The following is a 23,519-nucleotide window of genomic DNA, read 5'->3' on the forward strand; positions in this document are numbered from 1 at the left end:
CCCCGGAAAGGGGCGGTGGCACTGTCAGTTCCGAGCCACGCAAATGGTCAGCAGAATTGCTCGTCCACTGTGGACTGATCTGCCGGAGGAGTTCCGCCGTCGCCGTGGCGGAACCGGAGACGTCACGAGCCCGAAGGCGGGCAGGATGACGGCCAGTTCGGCCAGCGGCGCGGGTTCGCCCTTCGCGCGCGGCAGAGCGGTGCACAGCAAGTCATCCGAGGAATGCGCGTGCGGATCGCACGGCGGCAGGTTGTGCGAGTGCCCATGCGACGCGTGCGCGACGGGAGCCGGGGTTCCGGACTCGAAAGAGCAGCACACAGACAGGTGCAGCGTCACGTAAATGGCGAGCAGGAAGAAAGTCGAGAAACGGATCCGGACACGCTGCGTGGCCATCTCGTTTCGCACAGCCACAGGGTACCCACTTCGTGATGTGAACGGGGATGCCATCTGCCGGAGCCGCGTGTAGGAATGTGCGATGACAACCCCGAGAACTGCGCGGACCCGGCTCGGTCTGGCTGTCCTCGCCGTGGTCCCGGTGCTGGCAGGTGTGCTCACGCCGGTCTCAGCGACCGCGGCACCCGAGGACCGGATGGGATGGCCGGGCGGCGCCAAGCGCGCCACCTCCACCGGCTACGGCGGTGGCGTGGCCACCGTCGACCACGATGCGACCAAGGCGGGGATCGAAGCCCTCGCCAGGGGTGGCACGGCTGTGGACGCAGCCGTCGCCGCGGCGGCCGCGCTGGGTGTCACCGAGGCGTACTCGGCCGGCATCGGCGGCGGCGGCTTCTTCGTCTACTACGACGCCCGCACCAAGCAGGTGCACACGATCGACGGCCGTGAGACGGCGCCCGCCGCCATGGGCCCGAACTCCTTCGTGGACCCCAAGACCGGCAAGGTGCTGCCCTTCGACCAGGCCGTCACCTCCGGCCTCTCCGTCGGCGTGCCCGGCACCCCGGCGACGTGGGACCGCGCGCTGCGCAAGTGGGGCCGCCTGGACCTCAGGCAGAACCTGCGTCCCGCCATCGAGATCGCCCGCAAGGGCTTCGTCGTCGACGAGGAGTTCCGCGGCCAGACCGCGCTGAACGAGAAGCGTTTCCGCGCCTTCCCCGCGACCGCCGAGCTGTACCTGCCGGGCGGCAAGCTGCCCGAGGTCGGCTCGAAGCTGAAGAACCCGGACCTGGCCGACACCTACGAGCAGCTCGGCCGCAAGGGCGTCGACTGGCTCTACAAGGGCGAGCTGGGCCGCGACGTCGCCAGGACGTCGGAGAAGCCCCCGGTGGACCCCGCTGCCGGGCTGACCGTGCCCGCGGGCCTGATGAAGCCCGCCGACCTCGCCGCCTACGAGGTGGAGGAGCGCAAGCCGACCAAGATCGGCTACCGGGGCCTGGACGTCTACAGCATGGCCCCGCCGTCCTCCGGTGGCACCACCGTCGGCGAGGCGTTGAACATCCTGGAGAACTACCGGCTCTCCGGCAAGACGCCCAAGGACGAGGCCGAGGCGCTGCACCTCTACCTGGAGGCCACGCGGCTGGCCTACGCCGACCGCAACAAGTGGGTCGGCGACCCGGGCTTCGTGAACGTCCCGGTGCAGGGGCTGCTCTCCGACGAGTTCGCCAAGCAGCGGGCCTGCGCCATCAAGCAGGACAAGACGATGGGCCACCCCGCGGTCGCCGGTGACCCGACGAAGATCGTCCCCGGCCAGCCGTGCGCGACGCCGATGCCCGCCGCCCCGATGACCTACGAGGGCCCGTCCACCACGCACCTGGTGACGGCGGACCGCTGGGGCAACGTGGTGTCCTACACGCTCACCATCGAGCAGACCGGCGGCAGCGGGATCACCGTGCCCAAGCGCGGGTTCCTGCTCAACAACGAGCTGACCGACTTCGACATCGAGCCGCCCGCCGCGGGCAAGCCGCTGCCCGCCAACGCGCCCGCCGCGGGCAAGCGCCCGCGCAGCAGCATGTCGCCGACCATCGTGCTCAAGAACGGCAAGCCGCTGCTCGCGGTCGGCTCGCCCGGTGGCTCGACGATCATCACCACCGTGCTGCAGACGCTGGTGAACCGGCTCGATCTCGGCAAGTCGCTGCCGGAAGCCGTTCTCGCGCCGCGGATCTCGCAGCGCAACGCCGCCAAGACCGAGGCGGAGAAGGGCTTCATGGACGGCCGGCTGCGCTCCCTGCTGGAGGCGAAGGGGCACCAGTTCACGCTGGCGCCGACCACCTTCGCGCCGAATCCGGAGATCGGCACGGTCGCCGCGCTGGAGTTCCTCGGCAACGGCCGCATCCAGTTCGCCGCCGAGCCCAGCAGGCGCGGCGGGGGAAGCGCGCTCGCGCTCATCCCGATCCGCTAGCGGACAACCCCGACGGGCCCCCGGACGACCGGTTCCGGGGGCCCGTCGGGCTCCGCAGGGGGGAACCCTGAAAACACCCCCAGATCGCCTTCGCGGGCGACTGGGCAGGGCTTTTCGGGGATACCTTCGGAGCATGGAATCGTTCTGCTCCTTCGAGGGCTCGGGTGGCACGGTGGTGCCGGTCCGCCGGACCGTTGCCAGCACCGACAACGTCGCGGTCGGTGTCACCGCGATGTGGGCCACCCCGCAGGGCTGCCTCCTGGAGGTGAGCGTCACCGCCAGGTCCGATGGCCTCGCGGGCGCGGAGTGGGAGCGGATCCGAGCGGGCCTGACGGACTCGGCCACTTCGCCGCGCTTCGCCGTCCGGTTCGCCGACGACACGCTCGCCGTCGAGCACGGCGGGGGCTGGCCGAGCTACCGGCACAGCGACGGTGCGTGGCGGCTGGAGCCGTCGTTCAGCGTCACCTGGGCCGAGGCCACGGTCAGCGACGACGCGGTCCGCACCTACGCGATGCTGTCGCTGTGGCCGTTGCCGCCCGAGCAGCCCTTCGAATTCCTGGTCGAGTGGTTCTCCGCCGGGGTGGAGCCCACCGGGATCATGTTGGACGGCGCCGAGATCGCCGCGCTGCTCCGCGACACCGGGTCATGACCTGAGCGGCAGCGTGACCCGCACGTGCAGGCCGCCCTTCGCCCTGGCCTCGGCCGCGACGGAACCGCCGTGCGCCTGGACGATCGAGGACACGATCGACAGGCCGAGCCCGGCGCCACCGTCGGAGGAGCCCGTGCGCTCGGTGCCCCTGCGGAACGGCTCGAACAGCAGTGGAACTGTCGACGGATCGATCACCCGGCCCGTGTTCACCACTTGGAGCCCGCTGCGCGCGTTGGTGCGAACCCAGATCTGGCCGCCATCCACGTTGTGCCGCACCGCATTGCCGATGAGGTTGGTCACGAGCTGAGTGAGCAGCACGAGATCTCCCAGCACCAGCAACGGTTCCGCGTTCACCTCGACCTCGATGGAACGGCCCGCCGCGGCGGACGCGTGCTGTTCGACGACGTCGGTGACGATGCGGTGCAGCTCGACGGGAACCCTGTTCTCGATGCCGCGATCACTGCGCGCGAGCAGCAGCAGCCCGTCGATGAGCCGTTCGCTGCGGCGGTTGGCCTCCAGCATCTGTTCGCTGACCTGGGCGAGCTGCTCGCGGTCGGGGTTCTTCAGCCCGATCTGGATGGCCGCGCGCTGGATGGCCAACGGCGTGCGCAGCTCGTGCGAGGCGTTGGCGATGAACCGGCGCTGGCTGTCGAACGCGTGCTGCAACCGGTCCAGCATCGTGTCGAAGGTCCCGGCCAGCTCGGTCAGCTCGTCGCGCGGACCGGCCAGCGCGATCCGCTCGTGCAGGTTGGCCGAGGACAGCCGCTGCGCCGTCGCGGTGATCTGGTGCAGCGGGCGCAGCACCCGGCCGGAGATCCACCAGCCCGCCGCCACCGACAGCGCCGCGATGAAGATCAACGCCAGTGCGGAGTACAGCAGCAGGGACGACAGGGCGGTGTCGGCGCTGACGGCGGCGATGTCCTTGGTCAGCAACTCGAACCGCCGCGCGGCCGTGAACTCGACGCCGGACGCTGGGATGCCCGGTGTCACGCCGCTCCACAGCATCTGTGCTTCGGTCGGCACGTCGGACTTCGCCACCGCGATCGACACCCGGTCCGCGATCGTCTGGGACATCAGCAGGTAGACCACGGTGACGAGCACCGTGCCGGAAGCCAGGAAGAGTCCGGTGTAGAGCGCGGTCAGCTTGGTGCGCACGGTCGGCCGCAGCAGATCCATCGCGGCCTCAGATCCGGTAGCCGGCGCCGGGAACGGTCTCGATCACCGGCGGCTCGCCGAGCTTGGAGCGCAGTTTCGACATCGCCACGCGCACCGCGTTGGTGAACGGGTCGGCGAACTCGTCCCACGCCTGCCTGAGCAGCTGTTCGGAGCTGACCACCGTGCCCTGCGCGCGCAGCAGCACTTCCAGCACGGCGAACTCCTTCGGTGTCAGCTCGATCCGCCTGCCGTCCCTGGTGACCCGGCGTCGCGCCGCGTCCAGCTCGACGCCCTTCGCGCTGAGCACGGGCGGCAGCACGGGGGCGGCGCGGCGGGCCAGCGCGCGCACGCGCGCCACCAGCTCCGGGTACTCGAACGGCTTGGTCAGGTAGTCGTCGGCGCCGAGTTCGAGGCCGTCCACGCGGTCGTCCAGCGAGCCCGCCGCGGTCAGCATCAGCACCTTGGTCCGGCTGGCCGAGCGCGCGAGCTCCCCGCAGATGTCGTCACCGTGCATGCCGGGCAGGTCGCGGTCGAGCACCACCACGTCGTAGTCGTGCACGGCGAGCCGTTCGTGCGCGGTGAGCCCGTCGTAGGCGACGTCGACGGCCATCGCCTCGGACCGCAGCCCCGAGGCGACCAGATCGGCGAGGACCTTCTCGTCCTCGGCCACCAACACCCTCATCCGGCCCTCCACCAGCTCGGTTGTACCCGCCCACCCTGCACGGGCCGGGGTTTCCGAAAGGTTTCCGGTGAACGAAAACCTTCCGAAACACCCCACCACGTAGACCTGGTCGCCGTAACGCCGACGACGGCGAAGTCAGCTATTCGAGGAGAGCGACACGATGAGAACACTGCGGCTCGCTGGTGTCAGCGCCGTCCTGATGTCGGCGCTGGTGCTGGCCGGGTGCTCCGGAACGCCCGACAACAAGGTCGCCTCGCTCGGCGGGGACAAGGGCAAGACCGCCGAGCAGAGCGACGCGGACGTGCCCAAGGACCCCAAGGAACGCATGCTCAAGTTCGCGAAGTGCATGCGGGACAACGGCGTGGACATGCCCGACCCCGAGTTCGGCGAAGGCGGTTCGTCGATCACGCTCGGCCAGGGCGATGTGGACAGGGACAAGTTCGAGAAGGCCAACAAGGCCTGCGAGAAGTACTCCGGCGCCAAGGACTTCAACCCCAACGACCCGAAGTTCAAGGAGGAGCAGCTGAAGTTCGCGAAGTGCATGCGGGACAACGGCGTCGACATGCCCGATCCCGGTGCCGACGGCTCGGCGAGGGCGATCCCCATGGACAAGGACCCGGCGAAGATGGAGGAGGCGCTCAAGAAGTGCAGCGGTGACGGCAAGGGCGGCTTCGTCTCGGTGCGCCCGGGTGGTGGCAAGTGACCGAGAAGCGCAGCGGCCGCAGGGCCGCCATCGTCGTCGGAGCCGCCGCGGTGCTCGCCGCGGGCGGGATCACCACGGCCGCACTGCTCAGCGGAGGGGACCCGGCCGCAGCCGACGGCGCGAAGACCAAGCCGGGCGCCACCTCGGCGATCGAGAAGACCACCTTGGTGCAGCAGGAGAAGGTCGATGGCAAGCTCGGCTTCGGCGGCACCTACGACGTGACGGCGGGCGGCTCCGGCGGCGGCATCTACACGTCGCTGCCGAAGGAGGGCCAGGTCGTCAGGCAGGGCCAGCAGCTGTACTCCGTCAACGACCGCACGGTGCCGCTGTGGCGGGGCGGGGTTCCCCTGTGGCGCAAGCTCTCCTCCGGCGTGGACAAGGGCTCCGACGTCAAGATCGTCGAGCAGAACCTGCGCGATCTCGGGTTCTTCAAGCAGACCCCAGACGAGAAGTTCAACGACGCCACGGCCGCGGCGATCAAGAAGTGGCAGAAGGCGCTCGGCGTCGAGCAGACCGGCGCGATCGACGTCGGCGACGTGGTGATCATGCCGAGCGACATCCGGATGACCAAGGTCGAGGGCACGCTCGGCGGTCCCGCGCAGGGCAAGCTCGGCACGGCCAGCACCACCGATCGCGTCGTCACGGTGAAGATGCCGGTGACCAAGCAGTCGGTCGCCAAGAACGGCGCCAAGGTCGAGGTCGCGCTCCCCGGTGGCAAGCGCGCGCCGGGCAGGATCACCTCGGTCGGCACGGTCGCGACCAAAGCCGAGGACGACAAGGGCTTCGGCGGCTCCCCGCCCACGGTCGACGTGGAGGTCGTGCTCGACGACCCCGGCTCGGCGGGCGCGCTCGACGGGGCGCCGGTGTCGGTCTACTTCACCAGCGAGAGCAAGGAGAACGTGCTCGCGGTGCCGCTGAACGCCTTGCTGCGCTTGGCGGAGGGCGGCTACGGCGTGGAGCTGGTGCAGCCCGACGGCAGCACGAAGCTGGTCGGCGTCGAGCTGGGCCTGTTCGGCAACGGCAAGGTCGAGGTGACCGGCGCGGACATCCGCGAGGGCGCCAGGATCAAGGTCGCGGCATGACGAACCCGACCCTCGCCACGGTGATCGAGATGGAGCGGGTCTCCAGGACCTACGCCGGGGACGTGCGCGCGCTGCGCGAGGCGTCGCTGCGGATCGTGGAGGGCGAACTGCTCGCGGTCGTCGGCCCGTCCGGCTCCGGCAAGTCCACCATGCTCCAGCTCATGGGCACGCTGGACCGGCCGTCCGAGGGCGTGGTGCGGCTGCTCGGCCACGACGTCGCCGCGCTGTCGGACCGGCAGCTCTCCGCGGTGCGGGCGAACTGGATCGGCTTCGTGTTCCAGCAGTTCTTCCTCACCCCGCACCTGAGCGCGGCGCAGAACGTGGAGACGGGCCTGCTCTACCACGGGCTCAGCCGCGCGCAGCGGCGGCGCAGGGCGCTGGAGGCGCTGGAGCGGGTCGGCCTGGGCCACCGCGTCGAGCACCGGCCCGCCGAGCTCTCCGGCGGGGAGAAGCAGCGGGTGGCGGTCGCGCGGGCGCTGGTGGCGCGACCGGCCGTCCTGCTCGCCGACGAGCCGACCGGGGCGCTGGACTCGCGCTCCGGGGCGGGCGTCCTCGCGCTGCTGCACGAGCTGAACGCGGAGGGCACGACGATCGCGGTGATCACCCACGACCAGGAGATCGCCCGCTCGCTGCCGCGCCGGGTGGAGCTGCTGGACGGGACGATCCGGCACGACACCTCGATCCGGGAGGCGGCATGACCACGCTCATCGACCGGCCCGCGAGCGCGGCACCGCAACCGCGCCCGTTGCCGAAGTCCGCGAGGGTCGGTCTCGCCGACCTGATCCGCGCGGGGCTCGCCGGTGTCGTCGGCAGGCCGACGCGGGCCGTGCTCTCCGCGCTGGGCATCGCGATCGGGGTCGCCGCGATGGTGGCGGTGCTCGGGATCAGCGCCGCCAGCCAGGCGGAGCTCAAGGCGCAGCTGGACAAGCTCGGCACCAACCTGCTCCAGGTGAGCGCGGGCAAGTCGTTCTTCGGCAACGAGACCCGGCTGCCGAAGGAGGTGGTGGAGATGGTCGCCAGGATCGGCAGCGTGCGGCAGGCGAGCGGGACCGGCGCGGTGCCCAACGTCAACGTCTTCCGCACCGACCTCAGCGACGCCAGGGAGACCGGCGGGATCTCCGTGCTCGCGGCGAAGCTCAACCTGCCGGAGACCGTCGGCGCGAGTGTCCGAAGTGGGACGTGGCTCAACGGCGCCATCGCCAAGTATCCCGGAGTTGTGCTGGGGCACAAGGCGGCCGAGCACCTCGGCATCGACAAGCCGGGCGCGCAGGTGTGGCTCGGCGCGCAGTGGTTCACCGTGGTCGGCATCCTCGACCCGGTGCAGCTGGTGCCGGAGCTGGACCGCGCCGCGCTCGTCGGCTGGGAGGTCGCCGAGCAGAAGCTGCGCTTCGACGGGCATCCCAGCACCGTCTACGAGCGCTCCGACGACGACAGCGTCGAGCAGGTCCGCGAGGTGCTGCCGGGAACGGTGAACCCGCAGAGCCCCAACGAGGTCAGCGTCAGCAGGCCGTCGGATGCGTTGCAGGCGCAGATCACCGCGCAGAACACCTTCGCCACCATGTTCCTCGGCCTCGGCGCGGTCGCGCTGCTGGTCGGCGGGGTCGGGGTGGCCAACACCATGGTCGTCTCCGTGCTGGAGCGGCGTTCGGAGATCGGGTTGCGACGCGCGCTCGGGGCGGGCAGGCGGCAGATCAGGGCGCAGTTCCTCACCGAGGCGGTGCTGCTGTCCGGGCTGGGCGGGCTCTTCGGGGTCCTGCTCGGGCTGGGCATCAGCATCGTGTGGTCGGTCAACAGCGGGTGGCCGATCACGGTGCCTGTCGTGGCGATCGGGGCCGGGGTGGGGGCCTCGGTGCTGATCGGTTCGCTGGCGGGCTGGTTCCCGGCGGGCAAGGCGGCGAAGCTCTCGCCGACCGAGGCGCTGGCGACCGCCTGAGGCAGGCGCGACAAGAGGAAGCCGGGGAGGTCAGGGCTCCCCGGCTTCCTCTCGCAGTGGTTTTCCTAGGCGGCGTAACCCTTACCGCCGATCCAGGTGCCGAGGTTGTGCGTGCTGATCCAGTACGCCCTCGGCACGTTGGCCCAGCCACCGCCGCCGGAACCCTCACCGGCGGGGTCGGCGATCAGGGCCTCGGCCCCGCCCGCCCGGTACCCGACGACCGCGACGTAGTGGTAGATGGTGCCGCCGGGGTAGCCCGGGGGGCGCCAGCCGCTGACCACGTTCGCGACGATCGGGTAGTTGTTGTCGATGTTGAGAACCAGGTCGCGGCGGAGCAGGTCCCGCTGTCCCTGGCTGGGCGGGTCCGTCATGTTCTTGGCCTCGAACCACGTGGTGCCCGCGAAGTGGTTCAGCGCGTTGCGGACGAGCCCGATGTGGTTGGTCCCGTTCGTCGTGGTGCCCATGAAGTTCGCCAGCGTCTGCTGGCTGGGCGGGGAGATCCTGGTGCTCAACGCGATCTGCGTGGAGCCGGGGCCGCACCAGTAGCCGGTCTCCTGACGGCGCCAGGTGTAGTTCAGTACCTTGCTGTCCGCCTGGGCGACGACGCCCTCGGAGGCCGCGTCAGGGGCGGCGTTCGCGGTACCGGCGGCGATGAGCGTCATGGTCGACGCACCGACGAGCAGCAGGGTTGCCAGTCGTTTGATCATGTTGAGTCTCCGTTGCTGATGACGTCCACAAAGGACGGACGGGACTGCGATGTGGAGTTGTCCGCCAGAGGCAGGGGTGGCGAGTGGCTCCACAGTGGACGTGCGTGGGCGTCCACTGTGGAGCGACCGCGAACTCAGGCGGTGTAGCCCTTTCCGCCGATCCAGGTACCCAGGTTGTAGGTGCTGATCCAGTAGGTGCGCGGCACGTTGTTCCAGCTCCCACCGCCGGCCCCGGCGGCGGCCGGGTCGGCGATGAGGGCCTCGGCACCACCGGCGCGGTAGCCGACGACGGCGACGTAGTGGTAGATCGTGCCGCCGGGGTAGCCGGGCGGGCGCCAGCCGCTGACCACGTTGGCGACCATCGGGAAGTTGTTGTTGACGTTGAGCACCAGGTCGTACTGCAGGCGGTCGCGCTGGGCCTGCGACGGCGGGTCGGGCAGGTTCTTGACCTCGAACCAGCTCGTGCCGATGTAGTAGTTCAGCGCGTTGCGGACGAGACCGATGTGGTTGGTCCCGTTCGTCGTGGTGCCCATGTAGTTCGCCAGCTGCTGCTGGCTGGGCGGCGTGCGCCGGGTGGCGATCGCCATCTTGGCCGAGCCGGGGCCGCACCAGTACCACGTCTCCTGGCCGTACCAGGTGTGGTTGAGGACCTTGCTGGACAGGGCGTTGACGGAGCCCGCGCTGGCCTCCGCCTTGCTCGCCGGGGTCGCCGGGGCGGCGGAGACGACGCCACCGGAGACGAGGGACAGGGCCGCCGAAGCGACCACCGCGAGGGCGGTCAATCTCTTGATCATGCTGTTCTCCGTGGGTGCAGGGGGTGATCACGGAGTGTGAGTGGCCTCACACGTGAAACAGGTTCGCCCCTGTCGGCGCTTTTGTGCGCCCCCCTTCAAGGCTGATCGAAGAACGCGCCGGTAATTCGATTCCGATCTGCTCCGTTCGGCGCAAGGGGGAACTCGCGCATCGAGGTCTTGTCCTCACCTGTTGACTCAGCGGAATGCGTGTGACTCTCTTCAGATTCCAGTTCGCCGGGGAGAGCGGGAGTCACCATGCTGCGCATTCACTTCACCACGGAGGACCTGGGCAGGACGCGCGTCGCCGCCGCACCGGACCCGCTGTGGGAGACGGTGCTGAGCGTGCAACGCCTGCTCGCGCGGGACAGCGACGCGATCTTCGACGGCTGGCGGCACCAGGTCCGCTCGGCCTTCACCCAGCCCAGCCTGCTCGACCAGTTGCGGCTGCTGCTCCCGTTGCTGCCCCCGCGCGGCTACTTCCCCGACTTCCTGACGCCGACGAACGGCTCTCAGGGCCTGCGTGCGGGCATCGAGGCGATCCTGAGCACGCCCAAGCAGCGTCTGCGCGCCGAGCTGGAGCTGCTGGACAACCGCTACCAGTTGCCGTCGTGGGTCAGCGCGCTCGCGGAGGGTGACCGGGAGGTGCTGCGCAGGCTGACCTCGGCGATCGTCACCTACCACGAGGTCGCGCTCGCCCCGTACCAGTCGCGCCTGCAGGCGTGCGTGGATTCCGACCGCGCCGTCCGTGCCCGCACCGTGCTCGACGCGGGCGCGGAGGGGTTGCTTTCCGGGTTGCGGCCGATGATGCGCTGGTCGTACCCGATTCTGGAAGTGGAGTACCCAGTCGATCAAGAACTGCGCTTGGACGGCAGAGGGCTGCTCCTGCTTCCCTCTTTCTTCTGCTACCAGTACCCGGTTTCGCTGATGGATCCGACGTTGACACCGGTGCTGGTGTATCCGGTGGAACGCGACGCCAGGTGGATCGGCGACGATTCCCGGCGCGCACGCAGCGACGCCGAACGCGCGCTCGCGGCGCTGCTCGGCAACACGCGGGCCGGAGTGCTCGAAGCGGTCGCGGCGGGGCACACCACCAGCGAGCTGGCGCGGCGGATGAACATCTCCCCGGCGTCGGCCAGCCAGCACGCGACCGTGCTGCGCAACGCCGGTCTGGTGACCAGCCGTCGCTACGGCAGCGCCGTGCTGCACACGCTCACGCCGCTCGGGGCGTCGCTGCTGCGCAATCCCGCCGAGCGCGCGGTCCAGGAGTCGCGCGCTTACGGCAGCCGGTAGCTCAGCCTCGCGATCCGCCCGCGCTCACCGGAGGCCCAGCAGGCGCCGTCGGTGGTGCAGTCGACGGTGTCGAAGCTCCCGCCGTCCAGGCGCGTCCAGCTCCGCCCGCCGTCCCGGCTCACGTCGCTGCCGGTCGGCCCGACCGCGACCACCGACCTCGGCCGGACGGCGATCCCCGACCGGTATCCGCCGAGCTGGCTCGGGCCCGCCTGCCAGGTGCGGCCGCCGTCACCGGTCAGCGCGACGGTGCTCGCCCCAGTGGCATTGGCGAAGTCCCCGCCGACCGCGACGCCCTCGCGCTTCCCGGTGAAGGCCATCCCGAAGATCCCGGCGCTCTCGCTCGCCGCGACCGGTGATTCCGTTGCGCGCCAAGTACGTCCACGGTCGTCGGAGTGGAAGACCCGCGACCTCGTCCCGCCGCCCGTCGCGAACCACGCGTCTCGGCGACCAGAGGAGACCAGGCACTGACCGCTCGCCGCGAACGCGGCCTCCTTGGCCAGAGCGGGCGGCATTCCCTTGTCGGGCAACACACTCCAGCTCCGCCCACTGTCCGAAGTGGACAGAATGCGGAACTTCCCGTCCACCGGGTCGCTCAGTGCGATGCCGTTGCGCGAGTCGAAGAACGTGAGGCAGTCGTAGAACGCCTTCGGCTCGGCGTTCTGGAAGGCCAGCTGCCAGCTCCGCCCGCCGTCCGAGGTCCGGTAGACCCGTGAGTCCGTGCCCTCGCCGATCGACAGCACCACCGCGCGGTCCGCGTCGAAGGCGTGGATGTCGCGGAACTGGAGCGCGCTCGCGCCCGGCGGATCGACGCGCTGCCACGCACGGCCACCGTTGACGGTGCGCAGCACGACCCCGCCGCTGCCGCCCGCCCAGGCGACGCGGTCGCTCACGGCTGACAGACCTCGGAAGCGCGCTTCGGTGTTTGTCGGGGTGAGCTGCCATGGTGACGCTGCCGCCGTCGCGGGAAGCGGAGTCAGCACGAGCAGGGCGACACTCAGGGGCAACCACCTCATGCGGTCGCAAGGTAGTGGCCGCGAGCAGTGGTTCATAGAGCTGGAAGGAGCAGCGCGTGTTGTTCCCCCAACGGTTTCTCGACGCCCTCGCGCAGGGGCGCGCCGACCTGGCGTTCCGCAGGTGGACCAAGCCCGCCGCGCGCACCGGCGGCAGCCAGCGCACCGCCGCAGGAGTCGTCGAGTTCGTCTCCGTCGAGGTCGTCGGGTCTCAGGAGATCTCCGCCGAGGCCGCGCGCCGCGCCGGGTACTCCTCGCTCGACGAGCTGCTGGCCGAGCTGGACCGGCGACCGGGGGAGATCTACCGCGTCCAGGTCCGGCTCACAGGCGCCGATCCGCGCGTTGCGCTGCGCGAGCGGGCTCCGACCCCCGCCGAGCTGACCGAGATCCGTGCTCGTCTGGACCGCTTCGACTCCGCGAGCACGCACGGCGCGTGGACGCTCGCCGTGCTGCGGCTGATCGCGGAGAGCCCAGGGGAGCCCGCCGCCCACCTCGCCGGCAGGCGGGGCCGGGAGACGCGACTGTTCAAAGTGGACGTTCGCAAGCTGAAAGAGCTGGGGCTGACCGAAAGCCTCGCCGTGGGCTACCGGCTCTCGGCCAGGGGCGAGGCGGTGCTGGCGGCTCTGGGCTGACCTGCTGGGCTGACCTGCGGAAAACGCCGTGCCCGCTGCCACTAAACTGGGTGACGACCCGCTCTTGCTCAACCAAATGCTGGGGAGACCATGTCCGGCGCGTCCTTCATCTCCACGACGATTCCCTACGTCAACGCCAGCCCGCACCTGGGCCACGCGCTGGAGTGGGTCCAGACGGACGCGTTCGCCCGGCACATGGCCATGCGCGGCCAGGACGTCTACGTGCTCAGCGGCTCCGACGAGAACGCTCTGAAGAACGTGCTCGCCGCCGAGAAGGCGGGCGTCTCCGCCGAGGAGCTCGTCGCGAGCAACGTGGTCTTCTTCGAGGAGCTGATGAAGCGCCTTGAGGTCGGCCTCACCCGGTTCATCCGGACCAGCGTCGACCAGGACCACATCGACGGCGCCGTGGAGATCTGGCGCAGGATGGCCGCCAGCGGCGACATCTACACCAAGGAGTACTCCGGCCTGTACTGCGTGGGCTGCGAGCAGTTCTACGGTGAGGACGAGCTGGTCGACGGCAAGTGCCCTGAGCACCTCACCGTGCCCGACCTGGTCAGCGAGACCAACTACTTCTTCAAGCTCTCCCGCTACGGCGACCGCCTGCTGAGCGCGCTGGACTCCGGCGAGATCAAGATCGTCCCGGAGACCCGCCGCAACGAGGTGACCAGCTTCGTCCGCGCGGGGCTCGAGGACATCAGCATCTCCCGCTCGATGGCTCGCGCGCGCGGCTGGGGCATTCCGGTCCCGGACGACGACAGCCAGGTCATGTACGTCTGGATCGACGCGCTGACCAACTACACCAACGCCCTCGGCTGGTTCCGCGACGACGAGAACTGGCGCAAGTACTGGGTCGAGGCCGATGACCGCGTGCACGTGGTCGGCAAGGGCGTCACCCGGTTCCACGCCGTGTACTGGCCCGCCATGCTCATGTCCGCGGGGCTGCCGCTGCCCACCGAGATCATGGTGCACGGCTACATCACCGCGGGCGGGCGCAAGATCGGCAAGTCTCTCGGCAACGCCGTCGACCCGGTCGCCCTCGTCGAGCAGTTCGGCGTCAACGCGATCCGCTACTTCCTGCTCGCCGACTTCTCGCCCTTCGGCGACGGCGACTTCAGCGAGGAGCGGCTCGTCTCGCGCTACAACACCGACCTGGCCAACGGCCTCGGCAACCTCGTCAGCCGCGTCACCAGCATGACGCAGCGCTACCGCGAGGGCATCGTCCCCGCGCCCGGCCCCGTCGAGGCGCCCGAGCAGTCCCTGGCCGAGCAGGTCGCCGTCAGTGCGCGCGAGTCCCTTGAGGCGATGGTCCGCTACGACCACCGCGAGGCCCTGACCAAGGTGTGGGACCTCGTCCGGCGCACCAACGCCTACGTCGACGAGCGCGCCCCGTGGCACCTCGCGAAGGCCGGCACCCCCGAGTCCGAGGCCCTGCTCGACACCACGCTGCACCACCTCGTCGGTGCCGTCCGGCAGCTCGGCGGGCTCATCCAGCCGTACCTGCCCGTGCCCAGCGCCGCGATCCTGGAGGCCCTCGGCGAGAAGGCCGAGAGCGTCCCCGCCGCCGACGCGTGGCTCTCCGACCTCACCGGCCGCGCCATCACCAAGCCCCCGGCCCTCTTCCCCCGCCTGGAACTCCCCACAGACGCGTCCTGACCCGCGCGAACCGGCCCAGTGAACGATTGAGTTGAACGTTCACAGGGCCGGTTCGCCCGTCTTCAAGACCCGCGAACCCCACCCCCGGCGGTCTCAAACCACGGCAAATACGCGGCCAGTCCGGCATCGGGTTCGCCAGTCGTCAAGTACCCCCGACCTAGGCTGGCGCCGTGACGGCTCGCCGTGGGAGGGCGGGGCGCTACAGGTTGATGCCGCCGTGGACGTCGCGCGCTTGGACGGCCTTGCCGCTGACGTCGCCAGAGATGTGGCTCACCACGCTGCCGCCGTCCGCGTGGATCTCCACTTTGGCCCTGTCGTACCTCTCGCGCAGCTCGCGCCCGAATTCCGGGTTCGCCTGCTCCGCCCGCTCCAGCTCCCTGCTCAGCTCCCCGACGCGCACCTCGTCCTCCGGCGCCTCGACCGCGGCCTCCAACGCCGCCCGCGCCTCCGGGCTCAACTGCTCCTTCACCCACCGAACAAGCCCACCGAACGCGGACGTCGCGGCCTTCGTCGCCAACACCGCCGCCATCGTCATGATCACCGGTTCCGGCATGTCATCCCCCATGCGCTCTCCGTGTACGTTCGTCAAATTAGTTGATCCAGTAGTAGGAGACCCTATTTTATTGCGCTCAATGTTCAGATCTTGTGTTTTTCGATAACTTCTCGGATGCTGTCGACAAGCGATTCTTGATCGATCAGGGAAAGTCTTCGTGAGCGATCGAAGATGACATCAACTTTCGATCTCGGACGTCGCTTCTTTTCTAGCCAGGAAAGTAGTGATTCGATGTCGGTATGCGGTAGGTTTTGTACGTCTTTTAGAATTTCATCTCGAGTCTCAGGGTTGGCGAGAATGTCTCGCAAAGGTTCGTTGCATCGAGCGCATTCCGTCTGCAAGTTTTCAGGCTGTGATGATCCGCCTCGTGCTTGGGGGATTAGATGCCCGATGGTTATCTTGGCTGCAGTGCCAGGTTCGCCTGGGTAAGGCTCTCTGACGCCAACGCCGCACACGGTGCAACGGTGCCCGTCACGCTCAAACACCAGGCGGCGATTCTTTTGGGATACAGAATCCTTTGGTGCTCGCTCGCCAAGCCAGCCGCGTGATCCCTTCTTGTCGAGTCGGTAGGTGTCAGTCGGAAGATTTTGAGGCTCATCTTTGTAAGAAGCGATGAGCCATCCGTCTGGTCGAAGTGCGCGAAGTCGTCGGTTGAGATGCTCGGCGCTTTCCGGGACTCCTTCATTTCCTAGATTGCTTCGAAGCTGTCTCATGGTGAAAGTTTCGCCAACTTCCACATTGAACCACAAATAAGCTGACAGTCTCTTCTCTGCTCCGAACTTGCTCTTTTTTCCTGGAGTTATCTGGACCTGCCACCACGGAACGCCATCGGGTGCCAGTGGTGACTCGCCGTTCGATTCGGGAAGCATCTGTCCAGTGTGTCCTGTTTGTTGAGGTACCTCAAGGTCATCATCTGGCCCTAGACCGTTCGGCAGGGTGTGTCAGTCCGTCGGGCTATCGTCGGACCCATGTTCGACATGGTTGAGCACTCCGACGACGCTGTCTACAGCTGCGGACAGCTCCTCGTGCTCCCACAGGCGGACCACGTGCCAGCCTGCGACCGTGAGGGCATCGTTGACCCTTCGATCGCGTTGGACGTTCCTGTGGAGCTTCGGTGTCCAGTACCACTCGTTGGTCGTGGGCTGTCGCCCATGGGTGGGGCAGGCATGCCAGAAGCAGCCGTCGACGAAGATCGCTACCTTGCGGGCCGTGAAGACGATGTCAGGCTTGACTCGCACACCATTGGGAAGCCGCAAGAGCAGGTCTTTGCGGTAGCGGTAGCCCAAGCCGAAGAGCGCTTTGCGCAGCGCGATCTCCGGCTTGGTGTCAGCCCTCCGGATTGCTCTCATGTTGCGCGAACGTCCAGCGTTCAACGGGGTGGGGTGGAGCCCGCTTGCGCGTGCGCTGTCGCGATCATCGCCGCTGCTCTTATCAGACATGCGCTGTCACCTGTTGCGATGGTGTACGTATGGAACCTGGTGTCCATGGACGATACTGCACGCGGTTGCTTGCTTGATCATTCTGACTAGAAGAGGAGTACCTGTTGCCCGGCCTCGAAGTGGTAGAGATCTGTGCTGGTGCAGGTGGTCAGGCGCTCGGCCTGGAAAAGGCCGGGTTCAGGCATCGGCTTGCTGTTGAGCTTGACGCGAACGCCTCGGCGACGTTGCGGAGGAATCTCAGTTCTGGTGAGGTCGTCACAGGCGATGTGGCTGATCTTGCAGTATGGAACCCTATTGAGCATCTGGGTGTTTCGTTGCTTGCTGGAGGGGTTCCATGCCCGCCATTCAGTATTGCCGGAAAGCAGCTGGGTGCCAATGATGAGCGAGATCTGTTTGCGTGGTCGGTCGAGTTGTGTGACCTTATCAAGCCTCAAGCTTTGATGCTGGAAAATGTTCGAGGGCTAAGTATGCCCCGCTTCGCTGGTTATCGGCAACATGTTCTAGACCGTCTTTCTCACATGGGGTACGTGGCCGAATGGAGACTGTTGCAAGCATCCGATTTTGGTGTTCCTCAGCTGAGGCCAAGATTTGTGCTGGTTGCCTTGCAGAACAAATACTCGCCCTACTTTTCGTGGCCAGAGCCGGTTGGGGCTCCCCCTACAGTAGGTGACACGCTTCGTGACCTGATGGCGTCCGGAGGGTGGGAAGGGGCTGATGCTTGGGCTCGAGGGGCCCAGCAAATTGCTCCAACAATCGTGGGTGGCTCTAAAAAGCACGGCGGCGCCGACCTGGGACCAACTCGGGCAAAAAAGGCATGGGCTGAGCTGGGCGTGGACGCGATGGGCGTCGCGGATGCGCCACCAGGGCCTGGTGACAAGTTTAAGATTGGCCCAAAGTTGACTTGCGAGATGGTTGCTCGAATTCAAGGTTGGAAAGCTGGCGAATGGGAATTCGAGGGGCGCAAGACGTCTCGCTACAGGCAGATCGGTAATGCATTTCCTCCTCCTGTTGCGGAGGCTGTTGGTCGACGTATTCATGAAGCCCTTAGGCAAGTTGGGGAGCGTCGGGATCGAACGGTTGACGTCGAACATGATCCAATCTATCTGGCGTTGCGCAAGATTAATGATTTTATGAGTCATCGCCAGTTGGAGAGGGTCTTGGGCAGGTCCCTTGAGGTGCATGAGCTGGAGCGTGCAATTAGTGATCTCAGTCGTGATTTTGTTATTGAAATCAACGATGATGCCAACGTGATGGCATATAAACTTGGCCCGTTCAAGGCCTTTACGGGACAAGAAGGTCATCTGAGAAATGAGATTTTTCTCAAGCATAAGGCAAGAATTAGTTGATGTGCATGACCTGCCTGATTCGGTCTAGCTTCATGGGGGGCGATACAGCTTCATCGGGTTTGTCGTGACTGCGCGATGCGTCTTTCAGGTGCTATTTTAGGCGGTTTGGACTGGGCTTGTTGAGCAAACTCGGTTTCAAGAGCCCGTTTGACTGGTTCCGCATGAGGCTTGATTCAGTGGCGCTTTGAGTGAAAGGGATCATTAGCTGGTTCAAGTCAGGCAGCCGGGGTCCAGATGGCTCATGAGCTCATTCTTCTCTGTTGAGTGAGACTGGTCTTGATGCTCGGTATCGCCGCGCTAGTGTTGGCAACGTCATCGCGCTGCCGACTGTGCTTAGTCATCTCGTTTATGTGCCCAGTCGCGCGCCATGATTACGCGAGTTCATCAAACTGTACGTGGGCAAGGACTGTGACGTACGTCCCCTGTTGTTGGCTTCGTGAAAGTGGCATCGCGAGGCGCATGCTTGGCGTTGGCATTGGCGCCTGCGGGAGAAGCTGGGGCGGCGCAGCCGCTAGTTCGTCAAACGTGCCAGCTTCTGACTCGCTGATCACCGCAGACCTGTCCTGAGTTGTGAACACGCAGTTAGAACTGCCTTAGATTTATCGCCCGAGTAGCGATTGCTGGAGCGGGTCACGCTGTAGCCGTAGCTTTTCTTCGTGTCTCCCTCGGTTTGCCAGTGCCGCAAACGGATGGAGAGACATCTAGCAGAGGGGAGCGCCGCGGTGGGGTGGCTTGGTTGACTCGCACCCATGCGGATCGTCTTGGACACCGACCCTGGGATCGACGACGCGCTCGCGATCCTCTACCTCGCGGCGCAGCCGGGGGTGGAGCTGGTGGGCGTGGGAACGGTGCACGGCAACGTGGCGGCTGACACGGCTGCCGAGAACGCGTTGCGGGTGCTGGAGTTGGTGGGGTGGGGGGACGTGCCGGTCGCCGTGGGCGCGAGGAGGCCGATGGCGCAGCCGCTGAGGACCTACGAGCACGTGCACGGCGATGACGGCCTCGGCAACGTCGCGGGGGCGAAGCCGAAGGGCACGCCGACGGAGGAGTCGGCGGTCGAGCAGCTCGTCAGGCTGGCGCGGCGGTACCCGGGGGAGCTGGACCTGCTGGCGCTCGGGCCGTTGACGAACGTGGCGGTGGCGCTGCTGGTGGAGCCGGAGCTGCCGAAGCTGCTGCGCAAGGTCGTGGTGATGGGCGGGGCGGTGTGGGCGCCGGGCAACGCGACGGCGCACGCGGAGGCCAACATCCACAACGACCCGGAAGCGGCTGATCTTGTTCTGGGGGCGGGGTTCGACCTCACGCTCGTGGGCCTCGAAGCGACGGCGCACGCCATCGCCAATGCCACCTGGTTGGATGAACTCGCGGCCCACGACAGCCCCCGGGCCCGGTTCGCGAGCGGTGTTCTCGGCCACTACGTCGACTTCTACGAGCCGCTGGTCGGGGTGCGTCAGTGCACGCTCTACGACCCTCTCGCGGCGGCGATCCTGCTGGACCCGGAACTGGCGCGCTACCGCGAGCTTCCGGTGCACGTGGAGCTGCGGGGCACGCACACCAGGGGAACCACCGTCGCCGACCTGCGCGGTTACCAGGACACGACCGCCGAGCGGCCCGCGGTGAAGATCGCGGCGGAGCTGGAGGAGGCCGAGTTCCTCGACCGGATGTTGCGGGCCCTGCAAGCGGGGACCGCCGGCGCACCTTGATCGGCAAGGGCGGCTGTCTGCTTCCGCTGTCGGCGGGGCACGCTACGATATTTGCAGGAACAGATGCCCAGACAAGCGGAGCCGCCCACGGGTGAGGCCCGCTTGTCCTCGTATAGGGAGGTCGAGCTATGGGGCGCGGCCGAGCCAAGGCAAAGCAGGCCAAGGTGGCAAGGGAGCTCAAGTACAGCTCTCACCCAACTGACCTGCATGCACTCCAGAACGAGTTGTCGGGCGGGGGGTCGTCGGCGGATCGCAGGCCGGACGACCGCCTCGAACTCGACGACCGGTATGACGATTACCGCGGGTGAACATCTGAGCTGAGCCGCCCGACCACGAGCACCGTGGCCGGGGCGGCTTCAGTCTTCCTCTTCTCAGCTCCTCAGCGCTGGTGCTGGTCCACGAAGCCGGACAGGCTCGCGATGGACTCCAGCGCGTCCAGGTTCAGGTCCTCGGCGGCGACGTCGACCCCGAACCGCTCGCGCACGGAGTCCAGCAGGCGCGCGCCCGCGAGCGAGCTGAGGCCGACCTCGGGGCCGAACAACCGGGTGTCCCCGGGCAACGCGGCCACGACGGCCTCGTCCTGGCCGATGGCCTCGGCGATCAGCTCGCGGACCACCGCGTCGGTGCTCATGAGTCCTCCTCCACGATCGTCAGCCAGGCCGGCGCGTCCGGGGGCGGTGTGCCCGCGGGGGCTCCGAGCACGGCCAGGTCGTGCGCGGGCTGCTCGACCACGCGCATCCCGCACTGCCGGAACAGCACGCGCAGTTCGAGGTTCGCGCTGGTCGGGCGCATGAGCACCTCGATGCCAGCGCCGGAGCGCTCCATCAGCCAGCGCAGGAACGCCAGCGCCACTCCGCGCCCGGCCACCCGGCAGGACAGCGCGAGCAAGTGCACCCGCCACGCGGCGTCGCGGCGCTCCACCAACGCCGCGCCGATCATCCCGTAGCTGCCGAAGCGGTCGGTCAACCGAGCCACCGGCACGAACCACTCCGGCGAAGCGAGCATCGAGCGAAGCTCCTCCGCCGACGGCACCTCACCGGTCGAGTTGAGCCGGTGCGTCCGCGTGGCCAGCTCCAGCAGCCGGTCCAGGTCCGAAGGGCGAGCCTCGCGCACCGCCAGCCGCATGTCGCAGTCGCGCAGGAAGTCCTCGCGGGAGCCGCCGAAGCTCGCCGCGGCGGCCTTGCGATCGGAGTCCTCGCGGTAGCGGCGGACACGCGCCCGGCTGTCGTCGGTGAGCACCGGAGGCAGCAGCGGCGGTTCGTCCAACCGCGCGGCCAGCTCCTCGGGGGAGAGGACGAGCACCTCGGGGGCGCGCGCCGCGACCTCCGCGCGCTCGAAGGCGGTGTCGTCGACGAACGCGAGGGTGTCCAGGCCGATGCCCAGCTCCGCGGCGATCCGGCGCAGCGAATCGCTCTTGTCGCCCCAGCCCAGCTGCGGCGCGACGAAACGTTCCGCCAGCTCAGGGGTGGACTTGAGCAGCGCGAGCAGCGACGGGTCGGTCCGGCTGGCGACGCTGCTCAGGATGCCGCGCTCGGCGAGCACGTCGATCGCGCGCAGCACGTCGGGTCGTGGTGTCGGCAGGCTCTGCCCGTCGCCCTCGATCGCGACCTCGTCCCACACCGTGCCGTCGAGGTCCCAGACGACGCACTTCACCGAGCGGCCAGAACTCATTTCCTCATGTCCAGGCGCATCGACAGGTGCGTCGACTCGAAGCCGTACTTCCGGTAGAGCGAGCGCATGCCGGTGTTGCCGACGTGCACCTTGCCGGTGACCTCGGTCAGCTCGTTGCGCGCTGCGAAGGCGAGGCCCTCCTCCAGCAGCAGCTCCGCGACCTCGGTCCGCTCCGGCAGCTCCGCGACCGCGAGCGAGCGGAAGTTGGCGTAGCGGTCGCCGGTGAGGAAGTTGGTGTTGAGCGCCATCCACAGCCAGCCGACCGGCGCCTCAGCACCGCGCGAGGCCACGAACATGCCCTCGGGCTGCTTCTTCAGCGCGTTGGCCAGCTTCTTGCGGTGCGTCGCCGGATCGTCCACCGCGTCGTCGCCGAAGGAGATCTTGGCGATCTCCACCTCGAAGTCCGCGATGGTGTCCAGGTCCCGCTCCTCGGCCTGGCGCACGACGTACGAGGTCACTTCGACTCCGACTCCGCCACCAGCTGCAACGGCCGGAACGGGCCGCCCTTGCACTCCGGGCACCCGGCCTCGCGCAGTTCGGCGACCGAGTCGAACGCCGCGCCGACCCCGACGGGGATCTTCGCCGAGCACGAGACGCACTCGTACTCGCGCTGCCGGGAGCGCTTCTCCCTGGTGTAGAGCGGGCCCTCGTAGCTGCCCGCCACCGAGGACGCGGTCTCCGCCGTGGTCAGCAGGTGCTGCAGGAACCCGGTGCCGCCGAGGATGCCGCTGCCCTCGTACTCGTTGAAGTTGCGGATCATCCCGTGGGTGACCAGGCCGAGGCCGAGGACCTCGCGCTGGACGTCCAGCATCTCCTCGGTCCCCTTGGCGCCGAAGGAGAACAGCACGTTGCGCGCCGCACCCGGCTTGAGGCCCTCGACCACGCGGGAGAGGAACAGCTTCGCGCCCTCCGCGGTGTAGGGCGGGTCGGTCATGCCCGCGTCGAACTGGCCGCGCAGCTCCTCCGGCAGCGGGTCGCGCAGGTTGTGCTGCACCAGGTCCACGTCGATGCCGAGGGTGTCTGCGGTGTCGGCGATGTACTCCAGGATGTCCGCGGAGAGGTCGACCACGGTGACCTTGCTGGCCAACGGCACGTCGAGGACGTCGCTGACCACGCCGATCGCGATCGAGACCAGGTCGTCGTCGCCGACGAGCAGCACCGAGCCGCCCGGCAGCACGCCCGCCCTGATCAGCGCGAGCACCCTGCGGACCTTGGTCTCGGCGGTGCACAGCGACTGGTCGAGCGCGACGTTCACGCCCGGCGCGGCGGCCATGATCCGCTTCATCCGCTCGACGGCCTCGTTGAGCACCGCGGGGATGGCGATCTCCAGACCGCCACAGCGGTAGCAGTCCGGGTCGAGGTTGAGCTCGACGCCCAGTTCGGTGGTCAGCGCGTGCCCGCGCGGGGTGAGCCGGGAGGGCCGCTCCTCGCCGAGCAGGCCGCGGCTGCGCAACTCGTTGCCGACCGCGGCCACGATGGGCAGCGGAAGGCCGGTGCGGCGGCTGATCGCCCTCGTCGGTGCCGGGGCGAGCTGGCGGAAGGCCTGGAGGATGGCGCGGACGCCCATCTCGCCCTCCTGCAGCCGCACTGCGTCGGCCACCTCGGCGAGCAGTGCCAGGTCAGGATTCTGGGACTCGGCGCTCATGAGGCGAATCGCAGACAGGTCAACACGGTGCTGTTCAACATGGTGCGGCGAGCTTAGCAACCGGCGTGCTCACCAGCGGGTTCACCTGGTGGCGCGGAGCAGTCGGGAGACGTTGGTGCGCACCGGGGACAGTCCAGCCTCCAGCGTGGTGATCATGCGCTCGGCGTTGATCCGGCCGTAGGCGAGCAGATCGATGTTGGCCAGGGTGAACTCGGGCCAGGTGTGGATGCTCAGGTGCGACTGCGAGAGCACCAGGACGGCGGTCACCGCGCCGTTGGGGAAGACGTGCCGGGACTCGCCGAGGATCGTCGCGCCGCCCGCGAGCGCGGCTTCGGTGAGCAGTCGCAGCAGCGCGGGCTCGTCGGTCAGGATCGCGGGGTCGGCCACCCACGCGTCGACCGCGTAGGAGCACAGCTCGCCGACCTCGACCGCTCCGTCATCCGCCATGCGGCGAGGGTAGTTGTCCCTCGGCCGGAGGACTTCCCGAAGGCTTCGGGCACCCCCGTACGATCGACGGGATCCGTC

At 68.1% G+C, this 23,519-nt stretch carries 26 protein-coding genes; 12 read left to right on the forward strand and 14 right to left on the reverse strand.

The features are described from left to right. Window positions 1–24 precede the first annotated feature (24 nt). Complete coding sequence (locus ABD798_RS21895) at window positions 25–405, reverse strand: hypothetical protein (RefSeq protein WP_344877723.1); 381 nt, start codon at window positions 403–405, stop codon at window positions 25–27. 70 nt (window positions 406–475) lie between these two features. Here ABD798_RS21895 and ggt point away from each other — a divergent pair, with 70 nt between their 5' ends. Continuing rightward, complete coding sequence (gene ggt, locus ABD798_RS21900) at window positions 476–2,350, forward strand: gamma-glutamyltransferase (protein WP_344877725.1); 1,875 nt, start codon at window positions 476–478, stop codon at window positions 2,348–2,350. Between the two features lie 133 nt (window positions 2,351–2,483). Then, window positions 2,484–2,999: a hypothetical protein gene (locus tag ABD798_RS21905; RefSeq protein ID WP_344877727.1), complete on the forward strand. Its 516-nt coding sequence runs from the start codon at window positions 2,484–2,486 to the stop codon at window positions 2,997–2,999. Here ABD798_RS21905 and ABD798_RS21910 read toward each other — a convergent pair. After that, a complete protein-coding gene (locus tag ABD798_RS21910; RefSeq protein WP_344877729.1) occupies window positions 2,994–4,175 on the reverse strand; it encodes a sensor histidine kinase in 1,182 nt (393 codons plus the stop codon). The two genes, ABD798_RS21905 and ABD798_RS21910, sit on opposite strands and share 6 nt — an antisense overlap. Window positions 4,176–4,182: 7 nt before the next feature. Further along, window positions 4,183–4,836 carry a response regulator transcription factor gene (locus tag ABD798_RS21915; RefSeq protein ID WP_344877731.1) on the reverse strand — a complete coding sequence of 218 codons (654 nt, stop codon included), beginning with the start codon at window positions 4,834–4,836 and terminating at the stop codon, window positions 4,183–4,185. 160 nt (window positions 4,837–4,996) lie between these two features. Between ABD798_RS21915 and ABD798_RS21920 the strand changes: the two genes are divergently transcribed. Genes ABD798_RS21920 through ABD798_RS21935 form a run of 4 tightly spaced genes read left to right on the forward strand, consistent with a single transcriptional unit; the run spans window position 4,997 to window position 8,554 of the window. Continuing rightward, the gene (locus ABD798_RS21920) at window positions 4,997–5,539 is read left to right on the forward strand and encodes a hypothetical protein (protein ID WP_344877733.1); all 543 of its coding nucleotides are present in this window, start codon (window positions 4,997–4,999) and stop codon (window positions 5,537–5,539) included. Beyond that, the gene (locus ABD798_RS21925) at window positions 5,536–6,621 is read left to right on the forward strand and encodes a peptidoglycan-binding protein (RefSeq protein WP_344877735.1); all 1,086 of its coding nucleotides are present in this window, start codon (window positions 5,536–5,538) and stop codon (window positions 6,619–6,621) included. The genes ABD798_RS21920 and ABD798_RS21925 overlap by 4 nt, the downstream gene beginning before the upstream one ends. Next, window positions 6,618–7,319, forward strand: a complete 702-nt coding sequence (locus tag ABD798_RS21930) for an ABC transporter ATP-binding protein (RefSeq protein ID WP_344877737.1) — start codon at window positions 6,618–6,620, stop codon at window positions 7,317–7,319. Before ABD798_RS21925 ends, ABD798_RS21930 begins: the two co-directional genes overlap by 4 nt. After that, window positions 7,316–8,554 (forward strand): ABC transporter permease, encoded by a 1,239-nt coding sequence (locus ABD798_RS21935; RefSeq protein ID WP_344877739.1) that lies wholly within the window; start codon window positions 7,316–7,318, stop codon window positions 8,552–8,554. The genes ABD798_RS21930 and ABD798_RS21935 overlap by 4 nt, the downstream gene beginning before the upstream one ends. Window positions 8,555–8,619: 65 nt before the next feature. Here the strand turns inward: ABD798_RS21935 and ABD798_RS21940 are convergent, their stop codons facing one another. Together ABD798_RS21940 and ABD798_RS21945 are read right to left on the reverse strand one after the other, a co-directional pair. Further along, window positions 8,620–9,261 carry a C39 family peptidase gene (locus ABD798_RS21940; RefSeq protein WP_344877741.1) on the reverse strand — a complete coding sequence of 214 codons (642 nt, stop codon included), beginning with the start codon at window positions 9,259–9,261 and terminating at the stop codon, window positions 8,620–8,622. 134 nt (window positions 9,262–9,395) lie between these two features. After that, window positions 9,396–10,055, reverse strand: a complete 660-nt coding sequence (locus ABD798_RS21945) for a C39 family peptidase (protein WP_344877743.1) — start codon at window positions 10,053–10,055, stop codon at window positions 9,396–9,398. Window positions 10,056–10,310: 255 nt separating this feature from the next. On the opposite strand from ABD798_RS21945, the gene ABD798_RS21950 reads away from it, so the two are divergent. Further along, the gene (locus tag ABD798_RS21950) at window positions 10,311–11,345 is read left to right on the forward strand and encodes an ArsR/SmtB family transcription factor (RefSeq protein WP_344877745.1); all 1,035 of its coding nucleotides are present in this window, start codon (window positions 10,311–10,313) and stop codon (window positions 11,343–11,345) included. On the opposite strand, the gene ABD798_RS21955 is transcribed toward ABD798_RS21950, so the two are convergent. Next, window positions 11,330–12,394 (reverse strand): WD40/YVTN/BNR-like repeat-containing protein, encoded by a 1,065-nt coding sequence (locus tag ABD798_RS21955; protein WP_425549251.1) that lies wholly within the window; start codon window positions 12,392–12,394, stop codon window positions 11,330–11,332. The genes ABD798_RS21950 and ABD798_RS21955 overlap by 16 nt on opposite strands. A gap of 20 nt (window positions 12,395–12,414) precedes the next feature. Between ABD798_RS21955 and ABD798_RS21960 the strand changes: the two genes are divergently transcribed. Continuing rightward, window positions 12,415–12,987 carry a hypothetical protein gene (locus ABD798_RS21960; protein ID WP_344877749.1) on the forward strand — a complete coding sequence of 191 codons (573 nt, stop codon included), beginning with the start codon at window positions 12,415–12,417 and terminating at the stop codon, window positions 12,985–12,987. A 90-nt stretch (window positions 12,988–13,077) separates the two neighbouring features. Further along, window positions 13,078–14,640: a methionine--tRNA ligase gene (gene metG, locus ABD798_RS21965; RefSeq protein WP_344877751.1), complete on the forward strand. Its 1,563-nt coding sequence runs from the start codon at window positions 13,078–13,080 to the stop codon at window positions 14,638–14,640. 199 nt (window positions 14,641–14,839) lie between these two features. Here the strand turns inward: metG and ABD798_RS21970 are convergent, their stop codons facing one another. The 3 genes from ABD798_RS21970 to ABD798_RS21980 all read right to left on the reverse strand — a co-directional run bounded on the left by ABD798_RS21970 (window position 14,840) and on the right by ABD798_RS21980 (window position 16,632). After that, complete coding sequence (locus ABD798_RS21970) at window positions 14,840–15,205, reverse strand: hypothetical protein (protein WP_344877753.1); 366 nt, start codon at window positions 15,203–15,205, stop codon at window positions 14,840–14,842. A gap of 71 nt (window positions 15,206–15,276) precedes the next feature. Then, window positions 15,277–16,062: an HNH endonuclease gene (locus ABD798_RS21975; protein WP_344877755.1), complete on the reverse strand. Its 786-nt coding sequence runs from the start codon at window positions 16,060–16,062 to the stop codon at window positions 15,277–15,279. A gap of 72 nt (window positions 16,063–16,134) precedes the next feature. Continuing rightward, window positions 16,135–16,632: a very short patch repair endonuclease gene (locus ABD798_RS21980; RefSeq protein WP_344877757.1), complete on the reverse strand. Its 498-nt coding sequence runs from the start codon at window positions 16,630–16,632 to the stop codon at window positions 16,135–16,137. A 104-nt stretch (window positions 16,633–16,736) separates the two neighbouring features. Between ABD798_RS21980 and ABD798_RS21985 the strand changes: the two genes are divergently transcribed. From ABD798_RS21985 to ABD798_RS21995, 3 genes are all read left to right on the forward strand, one after another. After that, complete coding sequence (locus tag ABD798_RS21985) at window positions 16,737–17,978, forward strand: DNA cytosine methyltransferase (protein WP_344877759.1); 1,242 nt, start codon at window positions 16,737–16,739, stop codon at window positions 17,976–17,978. Window positions 17,979–18,727: 749 nt separating this feature from the next. After that, complete coding sequence (locus tag ABD798_RS21990) at window positions 18,728–19,678, forward strand: nucleoside hydrolase (RefSeq protein ID WP_344877761.1); 951 nt, start codon at window positions 18,728–18,730, stop codon at window positions 19,676–19,678. Window positions 19,679–19,806: 128 nt separating this feature from the next. Further along, window positions 19,807–19,986 (forward strand): DUF3073 domain-containing protein, encoded by a 180-nt coding sequence (locus ABD798_RS21995; protein ID WP_086819759.1) that lies wholly within the window; start codon window positions 19,807–19,809, stop codon window positions 19,984–19,986. A gap of 71 nt (window positions 19,987–20,057) precedes the next feature. Here the strand turns inward: ABD798_RS21995 and ABD798_RS22000 are convergent, their stop codons facing one another. From ABD798_RS22000 to ABD798_RS22020, 5 genes are all read right to left on the reverse strand, one after another. Beyond that, window positions 20,058–20,309, reverse strand: a complete 252-nt coding sequence (locus ABD798_RS22000; protein ID WP_344877765.1) for an acyl carrier protein — start codon at window positions 20,307–20,309, stop codon at window positions 20,058–20,060. Beyond that, window positions 20,306–21,349 (reverse strand): HAD-IIIC family phosphatase, encoded by a 1,044-nt coding sequence (locus ABD798_RS22005; RefSeq protein WP_344877767.1) that lies wholly within the window; start codon window positions 21,347–21,349, stop codon window positions 20,306–20,308. Before ABD798_RS22005 ends, ABD798_RS22000 begins: the two co-directional genes overlap by 4 nt. Continuing rightward, window positions 21,346–21,807: a GNAT family N-acetyltransferase gene (locus ABD798_RS22010; protein ID WP_344877769.1), complete on the reverse strand. Its 462-nt coding sequence runs from the start codon at window positions 21,805–21,807 to the stop codon at window positions 21,346–21,348. Before ABD798_RS22010 ends, ABD798_RS22005 begins: the two co-directional genes overlap by 4 nt. Next, window positions 21,804–22,994 (reverse strand): bis-aminopropyl spermidine synthase family protein, encoded by a 1,191-nt coding sequence (locus ABD798_RS22015; RefSeq protein WP_344877771.1) that lies wholly within the window; start codon window positions 22,992–22,994, stop codon window positions 21,804–21,806. The genes ABD798_RS22010 and ABD798_RS22015 overlap by 4 nt, the downstream gene beginning before the upstream one ends. Before the next feature lie 81 nt (window positions 22,995–23,075). Beyond that, window positions 23,076–23,441: an S-adenosylmethionine decarboxylase family protein gene (locus tag ABD798_RS22020; RefSeq protein WP_344877773.1), complete on the reverse strand. Its 366-nt coding sequence runs from the start codon at window positions 23,439–23,441 to the stop codon at window positions 23,076–23,078. Window positions 23,442–23,519 lie beyond the last annotated feature (78 nt).

The organism is Allokutzneria multivorans (genome assembly GCF_039537405.1).
Classification (GTDB): Bacteria; Actinomycetota; Actinomycetes; order Mycobacteriales; family Pseudonocardiaceae; genus Allokutzneria; species Allokutzneria multivorans.